This is a genomic window from Nostoc sp. (genome assembly GCF_036917155.1).
Classification (GTDB): Bacteria; Cyanobacteriota; Cyanobacteriia; order Cyanobacteriales; family Nostocaceae; genus Nostoc.
In genome coordinates this window covers 1-11,641 of sequence record NZ_JBALDZ010000184.1, presented here as the reverse complement: position 1 = coordinate 11,641, position 11,641 = coordinate 1, and the positions used below count along the sequence as shown (strand labels likewise).

At 42.6% G+C, this 11,641-nt stretch carries 9 protein-coding genes and 1 pseudogene; 7 read left to right on the top strand and 3 right to left on the bottom strand.

The window, feature by feature from the left end:
• Positions 1–216 precede the first annotated feature (216 nt).
• The 3 genes from V7K67_RS24215 to V7K67_RS24205 form a co-directional block, all read right to left on the bottom strand.
• The gene (locus V7K67_RS24215; RefSeq protein ID WP_335168736.1) at positions 217–1,452 is read right to left on the bottom strand and encodes a DUF445 domain-containing protein; all 1,236 of its coding nucleotides are present in this window, start codon (positions 1,450–1,452) and stop codon (positions 217–219) included.
• Between the two features lie 134 nt (positions 1,453–1,586).
• The gene (gene ubiE, locus V7K67_RS24210; RefSeq protein WP_334729901.1) at positions 1,587–2,291 is read right to left on the bottom strand and encodes a bifunctional demethylmenaquinone methyltransferase/2-methoxy-6-polyprenyl-1,4-benzoquinol methylase UbiE; all 705 of its coding nucleotides are present in this window, start codon (positions 2,289–2,291) and stop codon (positions 1,587–1,589) included.
• A 141-nt stretch (positions 2,292–2,432) separates the two neighbouring features.
• Positions 2,433–3,371, bottom strand: coding sequence for a response regulator (locus V7K67_RS24205; RefSeq protein ID WP_334729902.1), 939 nt, complete (start codon positions 3,369–3,371; stop codon positions 2,433–2,435).
• Positions 3,372–4,156: 785 nt separating this feature from the next.
• On the opposite strand from V7K67_RS24205, the gene V7K67_RS24200 reads away from it, so the two are divergent.
• The 7 genes and pseudogenes from V7K67_RS24200 to V7K67_RS24170 all read left to right on the top strand — a co-directional run bounded on the left by V7K67_RS24200 (position 4,157) and on the right by V7K67_RS24170 (position 11,520).
• The gene (locus V7K67_RS24200; protein ID WP_334729903.1) at positions 4,157–5,245 is read left to right on the top strand and encodes a RuBisCO accumulation factor 1; all 1,089 of its coding nucleotides are present in this window, start codon (positions 4,157–4,159) and stop codon (positions 5,243–5,245) included.
• A 33-nt stretch (positions 5,246–5,278) separates the two neighbouring features.
• Positions 5,279–5,494, top strand: a pseudogene (locus V7K67_RS24195) (aquaporin); the annotation flags it as partial.
• Positions 5,495–5,851: 357 nt separating this feature from the next.
• Complete coding sequence (locus tag V7K67_RS24190) at positions 5,852–6,979, top strand: succinylglutamate desuccinylase/aspartoacylase family protein (protein ID WP_334729904.1); 1,128 nt, start codon at positions 5,852–5,854, stop codon at positions 6,977–6,979.
• Positions 6,980–7,208: 229 nt separating this feature from the next.
• Positions 7,209–9,731 (top strand): ATP-dependent helicase, encoded by a 2,523-nt coding sequence (locus V7K67_RS24185; RefSeq protein ID WP_335168733.1) that lies wholly within the window; start codon positions 7,209–7,211, stop codon positions 9,729–9,731.
• A gap of 387 nt (positions 9,732–10,118) precedes the next feature.
• Positions 10,119–10,316, top strand: a complete 198-nt coding sequence (gene rpmI / locus V7K67_RS24180; RefSeq protein WP_069069782.1) for a 50S ribosomal protein L35 — start codon at positions 10,119–10,121, stop codon at positions 10,314–10,316.
• Positions 10,317–10,335: 19 nt separating this feature from the next.
• Positions 10,336–10,692 (top strand): 50S ribosomal protein L20, encoded by a 357-nt coding sequence (gene rplT, locus V7K67_RS24175; RefSeq protein WP_289795542.1) that lies wholly within the window; start codon positions 10,336–10,338, stop codon positions 10,690–10,692.
• A gap of 12 nt (positions 10,693–10,704) precedes the next feature.
• Entirely contained in the window at positions 10,705–11,520 is an 816-nt protein-coding gene (locus tag V7K67_RS24170) for a transporter substrate-binding domain-containing protein (RefSeq protein WP_334729906.1), read from the top strand.
• Positions 11,521–11,641: the final 121 nt, after the last annotated feature.

Genomic DNA, 11,641 nt, shown 5'->3' with positions numbered 1-11,641 from the left:
AAGAAGCGTCAGAAATCTCAAAGCAACTTTCCTAAAAACAGGTTAGAGGATGTAGAAACCTCTAGCTCAGGCGAAGCCAGCTAGAGGTAGTTCATTCAAGAGGCTTCTTCCAAAGAAATAAAGCTAAATAAAGCCCTAGATTTAATTCAAGAGCTTTTAGTCGAAGATATAAGCAATCAAGAAAAGTGACCAAAAATTCATTAAAAACTAACCATACTACTGTTGAACCAACAATAAAAACACTGTCTGGAATAAACCCACAACAAAACCCAAAACACCACCTAAAGTCACAATCGCCTGCAATTCATTTTTCACAATTCCCTCAATTGCAGCTTCTAAATCAGCCGGTGAAGTTGATTTCACACGGTCAATTATTACTTCATCTATCGACAAAATTGGAATTACCTGGGTCACAATTGCTTCTAAATCTTTTTCCAAATACTTATCTAAAATTAGAGCCAATTCTTGACTCATCACTTCTAAAGAAGTACTGACAACTGGTGAAGTACTAAGGCGATTCAGCAGCACTACAGCAATATTTTCCCAATCAACAGAATCAGTTAATCCTTGTAAAAAATCGCTACCACTATTTTGCAGGTAATGGCGGACACTTTCGCGAGTGGTCTTTCGGAGTTGGCGCACCGTCCCCATTGGCAAGTTTTGTAATGATAAATTTTGCAGTAATTTCCGAATGCGATCGCGTATTTGCAAATCTTGAATCAATTCCTGCAAGCGAGTATTGGTAGCCTCTTTTTCATCTAAGCAAAAAGTCCGTAGCCGTGTGAGAGTATTACGTAAGCCAAATAAATTTGCTACTACCCAATAAGTCCCACTGGTTTTTTCGCGGAAGCCTTCATCGATAATTTGAATCGTGCGATCGGTCAAAAAATCAATTATCGCTTGGCGTAGCATATCTGGCGGTAAAACTACTTGTAATAACCAGTCAGCCAGCCGCGTAGCTTGTTCTTCACTTAGTTGAAATTCCAGCAATATCTGGTCAAAAATTTGATTGATTTGCGCTTCCAAAAAATCTTCCCGTCGCGCCAAAACCTTGAGTAATCGTGGCAAAGATTCCCCTAGTAAATCCCGCAAAATTCCCGCGACAATTTTGGCACTTTTCTGGTTTTTATCTGTTTTGATTTGTTCAATCGCCAGCTGCAATAACCAAAGAATTGCAGCTTGCACGCGTTCTGTTTGCAACAAACGCCGCGCCAGATTTTGTAATTCTTCTGGTGTCAACAGTGACCCCATGATTGTATTGGAAATGTTCTTAGCCAGACGTTCCTGGTTGCGGGGGATCAATCCAGGGGTGAAGGGTACTCTTCGTCCAGCAATGTAAATTGCTCGGTAAGGACGGAACAACATTTTTATGGCTATATCATTTGTGAAATAGCCAATAATTCCACCCAGTACCGGGGGAGACACATAAAGCCAAAGATGAGACCAGTCCAAGGGAAGAATTAAAAAAGTTAGGAGGTTAGAGCTTAGTGTTAGGAGTTAGGAGTTAGGAGTTAGGAGTTAAGAGTTAAGAGTTAGGAATGATAAATTTTAAATGAGAATTTATCACTACTCATAATTCATAACTTTTAACTAATAACTCCTAACTTACTAAGCACTAACACTCCCATCATACCGTTCGCAATGGGGTAGTGTGTGGCAATACCAAAACCAACTTGACGAGCTAACTCTATTTGCTCTTTGCCAATGGGAAAGCGGTCTAGGCTGGGACTGATGTAAGCATATTCTTCTTTTAAGCCCAAATAAGTGGCAACTGGCACCACGAAACCGTCTAGATACCACTGCTGAAAGGTACGTAGTTGAAGATTACTTGGTCGATGAAAGTCTAAAATTGCGGCTTTAGCTCCTGGCTTCAAAACACGGTATAACTCTTGGAGACTGCGGGAAATATCTTTAACATTTCTTAAACCATAGCCCATTGTTGCGGTATCAAATTGGTTGTCATCAAAGGGTAAATTGAGGACATCAGCTTCTATCCAGGCGATCGCAGGTTGGGGGTACTGCTTTTGGGAGCGTTCTTTAGCATTTTCGAGTAGGTTTGGGGAAAAATCTACTCCGTATACCTTTCCTGTTGCTCCCACGCGCCGCGCCAAACGTAAGGCTAAATCACCACTACCGCAACACAAATCTAATGCAGTATCTCCCGGTTTAGCTGCACTCCATTTTACTGCCATTTCCTTCCAGATTCGATGCTGCCCCAGACTCAACCAATCGTTCAATTGGTCATAAACTGGAGCAATACGGTTAAAAATGGACTGAATTTCGTTACTCATTTAATATTGGGCATAGGGCATAGGGCATGGGGCGCTTGTACTGAGCGTCGTACCCCTCCGGGTAAGCTACGCGTAGCGTTTCGTTGGCGCACCCTCTCGTAGAGAAGTATTGGGCATTGGTTGTTGACTAATGACTAATGACTAATGACTACTAGTCAGAGCGATCGCCACTAGTTGCGCTGATAAATTAATTAGAGTTAATTCATCTTCTCGCAAAGTGCAGGGTTGTTTCCACTGTAGTGACAATACGCCCAGAAGTTCATTACGGTAGCTAATGGGAATCACTAAATGTGCTTGCACACCTGTATTTTGGTAGTGAATAGCATCAACTAATTTAGTGTCTTTCAGTATATTTAAGGAAACTTGCATTTGCCTGGTGGCGATCGCTTCCTTTGTGAGTGGGTCTTGAGATAACCAATTTTCTATTGTACCTGTATCGCTGTAACTTCCTTGAGTCGTAACCAGAGTATTTCCATCTGTAAGTTGTAGAATACAGCCTTCTGCCCCAAAAGTCTCACTCACAGCCCTAGCAATTGGAGCAAGAGTTTCCTCTAAGCTAGAAGCTGCTTGAGTTACCTGTACCAAAACACTCAGCAGCGCCATTTGAGCATGAGCGCGGCGTAATTCTTCTGTGCGTTGCTTGAGCAAGTCGTAGGTTTCTGCTGCTCTTTGCACCACTGCCTTCAGTTCCCCTGGGTCCCAAGGCTTGGTAATATATTTGTAGACTTGCCCCGCATTAATGGCTTCTACCAAGTCTTCAATATCAGTAAATCCGGTGAGAATTATTCTTACCGTATCGGGAAACTGAGGTACAGTCTTGCTGAGAAACTCAGTTCCTTTCATTTCTGGCATTCGTTGATCGGAGATAATCACCGCTACCTCGCCTTCTGCGGCCAAAACTTGTAGGGCGTTTACTCCACTATCAGCTTTGAGAACGTTAAAGTCGCGTCGAAATGTGCGATAAAGTAGATCAAGATTATCTGGCTCATCGTCAACTACTAAGATTTTCAGCTTTTTTGGTCGTTCGAGAGTCATAACTTGATACTGGACTTTATCAATTTCGAGACTGGGATTATTCATAAGATATTTCCTTTAAATATTCACTCTCTTGTTATATTCCATACCAAGTTTAGTTGAGAATAGCCGAAAATTGCCAAGGGTTTATACGGAGTTATTTTGCATATTTTAAAATCACAAGAGTGAGCGCTACAGGGGAAATTTACTTGCCCACATATCCGAATTAGAAAAAATCGTAAAGTAAGAATCAACTAAATCAGCTTAACTGGCTGTTTTCATTGTGGATGAGGTAGGTTAAAAACCTCCTTATAGCGCAATATGGTTCAGTTAAGAGCTACTGGCAAGAATTTTGGGTTTTCGAGACGCGATAAATCGCCGTCTCTACAAGTGTTTTGTTGCTCATTCTGAACTGTATTGCCTTATAGCGTTTCCCGATCTAGTGCCAATACTGCGTAGGTTTTGGAATTTCTTGGTTGAGGCAAGCTGTTCAATAGCCGGGGGAGAAATGGAGGCTGGCGTTGAGTTTTGCTTCCCCTGCTTCCCCGAGCAGTATTGGATCTAGTGCCGTGCCCCTACACCTCACGATATAATGTTGTACCGCATCTGAATGGGAACCGCTATAGCAAAGCAGTAGCCTCTGTGCGTAGCTTCACACGTAGGCTGGCTTGGAATTAGATGAGGTTGAAAGCAATAAAAGCAATATATAAATTCCAACCCCTGCCCCCTGCCTCGAAGATAAGTTTCCACAGATCAACTCAAGACAGTAGGTCTGGGTAGTTCATAGATTAGAATAAGACTTGCTCATGAGGTGTTAATTAACCTCTCAAGTTGAAGCTCGCACTCTGATTATGACTGATCTACCACCCAACGCTCAGAATCCCGAAGACAATGCTAATAACGATGTAGCACAAGAGTTACTGCGAAGGCTGAGGCAAAAACAAGGTAACTGGGTGGAATGGGGAACAGCGATCGCCTCGTTACTAAAAGCCGGTTACAATCCCCAAGACATTTTTGAGGCGACTGGATTTGAGCCAATTCAACAAAATCAGGTGGTTGTTGGTTCTCAAGTTTACAATTCTTTGGAAAAGTTTGGAGTATCGGAAGCAACGCGATCGCACTACACCACACGCGGGAGTGATGTTTTATACGAACTGCGTTTACTTACCCAAGAAGAACGCGCCGCCGCCGCCGAACTGATCTTCGTCCACAACGTTGATGCTGATGAGGCACGGGAAATAGCAAAAGCCCTGAAAGAGTTTTCCTATTACCGCACTTTACCAGAAGGCTTTTCTGCCCATCCTGGGGATGCCGTTGCTCACCAAGTTTGGAAACTAGCACGCCAAAATGCAGATTTACAACAGCGATCGCGCCTAATTGCCAAAGGGTTACGCTTTGCTCACACGCCAGGTGCAAGGCAAAAAATCGAACAACTACTGACTGATTTTACTACCGTTCCTCAGCGTCCAGCGCCAATTTTACCCTTTTACCGTTTGGAATTTGAAGAACAATTACCCCGAATCTTGCCCGTGGTAGGCGAGTTGCCATTGTCAAGGCAAGACTTGCAAGCAGTGCCCATAATGACAGAAATTGAACCATTTCGGATGGTTAAGTTTTCTGGAGAACAAGCTTGGGTACCCTTACCAGGTTGGCAAGTGCTATTGGCGGCAGAAGATCCAGTAGTAATTTTAGCGAATAGCGATCGCTTCCCCATCCAAACCCAAAACCAAACAGGGCCAGTCGTAGTAGTAATAGATCGTGCCCAACGACAATGGGATGCCTCTAGCTACTTTGTTGTTGAAAATGGTGGTGAATTAGATTTTCAATGGTTTGAAACTGAGCCAGAAGTTCCTCTACTAGGACAAATTATCATCATCGTTCGTCCTAAGAAAATTCTGGATGAAGAATTAACTAAAGATTCCTGGCAGATTGACGAATAAATTCAATTTTAGACTCCCATACCTTCTGGTTAAGGATTTGCACCACTAGCAATTGGTTTTGGACTCACCTTAATTCACCTGATTAGCATTCCTGTAACCAATACCTCAGTTAATCCCGCCCGTAGTACGGGAGTTGCTCTATTTGCAGGTGTAGAACTTTTTTCGCAAGTCTGGCTGTTCTGGATAGCTCCGATCTTGGGAGCTATTTTAGCAGGATGGTTGTATGTAGCCATCTTTAGTGAATCAACCTTAAAAGGGAACAGGGAACGGGCAACAGGCAACAGGGAAATCCCCATAATTAAAATCAGGGGATTTGTACAAGGACACATTGAAACATCGTGGCTGACGCCATCTCGTTTCAAATATTTTTATCTCTTTTCATAAATAAATTTAGGGGCTTTAAACCCTGTATTCGGGGCTAATTTTTTTTCTGTTCCCTGTTAAGAGTTCCCTGTTCCCGCCCCGAAGGGGCTTGGTAAGTGAACGGCAAAACGTCAAAGAGCTAGTCTAAAAGTCATTTTCAACTGTACAAGATTTTGGTTGGGGTGGCTTTTAATTCGGTGCAAATAAAGCGATAATTTACTCAAATCATCACTGGGTTGTTTCATGCTGCCAGTTATTGAAAAAATTGTATTACGTCAAATGGCTTCGGGCGATCGCCTGTTTCTCCAAGTTTACAAGTTCGTTGGCGCTAAACCTGGTAAAAAAGTTTACATCCAATCTAATCTACACGGTGCAGAAATTGCTGGTAATGCTGTTATTCACCAACTAATTGAGTTTTTATTAACAATAAATGATACAGATTTAACTGGAGAAATTTGGCTAGTTCCCGTTTGTAATCCAATGGGGACGAATGAGCGCGCTCATCATTTTTCCCCTGGACGTTACTGTATTTACGAAGCTAAGGACTGGAATCGCATATTTTGGGACTACGAAAAAGAAGCTGATGATTTAGTAGCTTTTACTAAATCTCAACTTCATATCGATCTAGAGGTCGTTCGACAAAATTATCTAACTATAATTAAGCAACAATTCGCAAAAATTTTAGAAAAAATTAATTCTCCTAATTCTGTTCCTTACACTGAGTTTTTTAGCTACAAACTACAAAATCTCAGTTTAGATGCAGACTACTTAATTGATTTACATAGTTCTACCAATCACGCTTTAGACTACCTTTATTACTTCCGAAATCGAGAAGATAGTGCAAAATACTTCCTGCTTGATTTCGGAATTTTACTTGATAAATATGATGGTGATGCTTTTGATGAAGCTTTTATCAAACCTTGGTTAGCATTGGAAGCTTGTTTTAAAAGCTTTGGTAGAGAAATCAAGTTTGATGTGGAAGCTTGGACATTAGAATTGGGAACAGGAATGCAAATGAACTCTGATTCAGTTGCTAAAGGAGTGCAGGGTGTAAAAAATTATTTAGCGCAAAAAGGTGTACTGCAAATTTCTAATTCATCGAATGATACGAAAAACCATGAGATGACTTTTGTATCCAGCCGCAACCGGAAAAAATATTATGCAATCGCAGGTGGGATGATTCAATCTAGAATTGAATTAGGTAGTAGAATTAAAGCTGGAGAAAAGCTGTATCAAATTCTCAGTTTTAATAAAGAAGGGAAGTTACCTACTGTAATTGATGTTTGCGCTCAACAAGATGGATTAGTTTATGATGTCGCAACTAATCAAGCTGTGAATGAAGGTGAATTTGTATTGGGAGTTATTAGTTAGTAAGGTGAACTACCCACACTGACCTGACGGTACAGTGTGGGCTTCCTGTCCAGCAGAAAGCTTGGAGACGCACTCACGTTCGCGTCTACATGAATTGCCCCTACACCTTGCGATATGATTTTGTATCGCATTTGAGTGGGAACCGCTATAGAGATTGTGAATCCGTTTAAATCATAATATGCCATGCAGTTTTGGAATTAAATCCAAAATCTAAAATCTAAAATTTTATATGTCCGACTCTAAATTTACTATTCCTGTAGTTCAAGAATTACTCTACTCAGAATTGTCTGAGCGATCGCCTGTTCCTTCTTTACAGGAGAAAATTCTCGCAATCCGCAACAGTCTACGCCCAGGACAACAGCAAATGGCTGACTGGCAATCTGGGCCTTTGGCGATTTCTGCCGTTCCAGGTGCAGGCAAATCTACTGGTATGGCAGCGGCAGCGGCGATCGCGATCGCCCGTCAATATGAGCGTTCATCTTCTCGCCGTCAGCTGGTAGTTGTTACTTTTACTCGCTCTGCTGCTGCCAATATTAAAGCTAAGATCCGCAAAGATTTAAAGAAATTGTCTCTACCCCAGACGGGCTTCTTTGTCTATACCTTGCATGGTCTAGCGTTGAACATTGCCAACCGCCATTCTAATTTGTCAGGTTTGCAGTTAGAAAATGTCACATTAATTACACCAACCCAAAGTCACCGCTTTATCAGAACTGCTGTAGAACAATGGATTGCAAATAATCCAGACCGATATTTGCGGTTATTAGAAGGTCATCAATTTGACGGAGAAGAGACAGAAAGGTTGCGTCGTCAATCGGTGCTGCGAACAGAAGTATTACCAGAATTAGCAAATACGGTAATTCATGAAGCAAAAAGTTCTGGGATATCGCCAGAATTGTTACGAGAGTGGAGTAACCAAACCACAGACGAATATGGAATTTTGAGTGTAGCGGCGGGATTGTACGAACAATATCAAAACTTAATGCGATCGCGTGATTTCATTGATTACGACGATATGATTTTAGCCGCACTGCGCGTTTTAGAAAATGACAGTGCCCGTCGCGTTGAGCAAAATCAAGTATTCGCCGTCTTTGAAGATGAAGCCCAAGATTCTAGCCCTCTTCAGACGCAGTTGTTAGAAATTTTGGCAAGTGATGGGGGAGATGAGGGAGATGAGGGAGATAATTCTTCACTCCTAACTCCTAACTCCTCACTCCTAACTCCTAACTCCTCACTCCTAACTCCTAACTCCTCACTCCTAACTCCTAACTCCTCACTCCTAACTCCTAACTCCTCACTCCTAACTCCTAACTCCCCACTCAACTTGGTACGAGTTGGCGATCCTAACCAGGCGATTAACTCTACCTTTACTCCAGCCGATCCGATTTATTTTCGGCAATTTTGCGAAGAGTGCGATCGCATCAAGCGATTGGCAACAATGGATCAAGCTGGTCGCAGTACTAGAATTATCATTGAAGCCGCTAACTTTGCCCTCAAATGGATCAATAATCAGTGGTTAGCAGTAACCAACAACAAACAACAAACTCCTGATAACCGACAAGTACCATTTCGCTTGCAGACAATTCGCCCTGTGGAAGCTGGCGATCCACAAACTAACGCCAACCCCGCAGCAGTAGGGCGGGGACTGGAACTTTATACACCCGATGATATTCATCACACCGTTAAATTGTTATCTCAAAGGGTAATTGAGTTATTTGGCGAAGATCCAACAGAAAATAGTGCAGCAGTTTTAGTCCGAGAAAATCGTCAAGGAAGATGGTTAACAGAGGCTCTGACATCTGTATGTAAAGAGCATAATATTACACTTTACGATGTCGGCGAACGCGATCGCCGTTCCCATGTTCCCCAAGAAATTTTGGCATTATTGCAATTTTGCGATCGCCCCCACTCCCCCGATTACCTCAAAGCTGCCCTAGAAGCATTAGTACAGCGCCAATTAATTCCTACCCAAGACCTCAACGCCCTTGCTAGTCTTCCAGAAGAGTTTTTGTATCCTAGTCCCCTAGCAGCAACCCAGTCAGAAACGGTACAAAAAGCTGCACGCTTATGTCGTAGTTTACTCCGCGCTCGTTTGGAATTGCCCCTCTACCAGCTAATTTCCTTCCTCGCCTTGACCTTAAATTACGATCAGGCAGAATTGGCAACTGCTGACAAACTCGCAGAACGGGTTAACCAGCAAATAGCTGGCAATAGTTCAATGGGGGGAATGCTGTCAGCTTTAAGTGAAATCGTCAGTTCTGAACGGTTTGAACCAGTGGAAACCGAGGATTCAGAAGAACGTTACACCCGTCGCGGCCAACTGACGATTATCACTATGCACAAAGCTAAAGGGCTAGATTGGGACTATGTATTTCTTCCCTTTCTCCACGAAAACTTGATTCCTGGTAGATTTTGGGTTCCTCCCCAAAGCCAATTCTTGGGTGACTTTACCTTATCAGAAGTAGCCCGCGCCCAAATTCGCGCTACTCTCCATGAAGAATCTGTCATACCGGATGTTAGCCAGGCATGGGAGGTGGCAAAAAATTTGAAAACATCGGAAGAGTATCGTTTACTTTATGTTGCCATGACACGAGCCAAACTTCTGTTGTGGATGTCTGCGGCACAGAAAGCCCCCTTTACTTGGAGTAAACCGGACAATTTACAAGAACAAGCGCCTTGTCCGGTGTTTCCGGCATTAAAACGCCAGTTTCCTGAATGTGTGGTGAATTTAGCGGCAATGACCAAACAAGCTTAAAAAATTGAATGGAATCCGCAGTGATAACCAAAAGACATCTCCGAAAAAGAATGTAGAGACGTAGCAGTGCTACGTCTCTACAAGGGTTCTGGGTAACGTATATTTATAAAATAAGTTTTTCCGCTCCCCAAAATACCTTGGTTTCAGCATCGGGAGCTACGATTAACCAAGGCACAGTAGAAATAAAAATTTTTAAGAATGGTTCAGAGTGTGGAAAAGCGGTCTTCGTTGGGAGCGGAGCTATGGCTAATAAAGTTTGCCAATAGGTCAAATTCCATACTTAATTTGATCTACAGCGATCGTCGTTGGTTAAATCCTTTATTTAATTGCAGTTATAGCAATTTTCATAGTATATAATAATGGATCGTGTCGAATCAAAGCTAGACCATGCCTAAACTAAAGACTCGTAAAGCTGCGGCAAAGCGATTCCGTGCCACCGGTACCGGCAAAATCGTCCGTCGTAAAGCGTTCAAAAGCCACCTTCTAGAGCATAAAAGTTCTGACAAAAAGCGTGGTATGCGTCAAAGTGCGCTTGTACATGAACGCGATGAACTCAACGTGCGCTTGATGCTCCCATATTTGTAAGTATTTTAGGAAATAAGTTATGACTCGGGTAAAACGCGGTAATGTAGCTCGGAAGCGCCGCAATAAAATTCTCAAACTAGCTAAAGGTTTTCGTGGTTCCCATTCAACTCTGTTTAGAACCGCCAACCAACAAGTGATGAAGGCGCTACGGAGTGCCTACCGCGATCGCAAAAAGAAAAAGCGCGATTTTCGTCGCCTCTGGATCACCCGGATCAACGCTGCTTCCAGGCAACACGGCTTGAGTTACAGCCAGTTGATCGGTAACTTGAAAAAAGCTGATATCCAACTCAATCGCAAAATGTTGGCTCAATTAGCAGTCCTCGATCCAGCTAGCTTCGGCAAAGTTGCGGAATTAGCACTTCAAGCTAAAGGATAAAGGTGGCAAGGGATGTATAACAGATGTAGCAGATGGCAAGTAATTACTCGGTTACATCTGGTATTATCCGCCACTATTTTTTTGATTTTTTGCTTTTCCATAGTGGGGACGGGATTAACTGCATCTGCTGCCGAAATGTCAGAAATTCAGCAGCGAGGCTATCTAAATGTTGCCGTTAAAGATAACTTGCGTCCCTTGGGATTTAAAGATGGTAACGGGAATTTGCAAGGCTTAGAAATTGACTTAGCAAAGCGTTTGGCAATTGACTTGGTTGGTAAAGCCGATAGTGTCAAATTTCAACCTGTAGCGAATCGCGATCGCCTGTCTGTAGTCTTAGACAAGAAAGTTGATTTTGCGATCGCTAGAGTCACAGCAACCGAATCACGCAGCCGCATAGTTAGTTTCAGTGTTCCCTATTATTTTGATGGCACTGTATTAGTTACAAAAAATACCTCTGTGCAGAAGTTGAGTGATTTGGCAAAGCAAAAAATAGCCGTACTCAACAACTCTAGTACTATTGCTCAAGTGCGGTACTATGTGCCAAGCGCCGAGTTAGTAGGAGTTAATTCTTATGAAGAAGCGCGAGAGAGAATAGAAAATAATGCTGCTACTGCCTTTGCCGCAGATGCTAGCATTCTCAGCGGTTGGGTGCAACAATATCCCCAATATCGACTACTACCAACCAAGCTATCAACAGAACCCTTGTCTGTAGTAATGCCCAAGGGATTGCAATATGATGAGTTCAGACGAAACGTGAATCAAGCGATCGCTCGTTACTTAGAACAAGGTTGGCTCCAGCAACGCGCTCAATATTGGGGTTTACCGTAAATTAGTTAGGAGTTAAGAGTTAGGAGTTAAGAGTTAGGAGTTAGGAGTTAGGAGTTAGGAGTTAGGAGTTAGGAGTTAGGAGTTAGGAGTTAGGAGTTAGGAGTTAGGAGTTAGGAGTTAG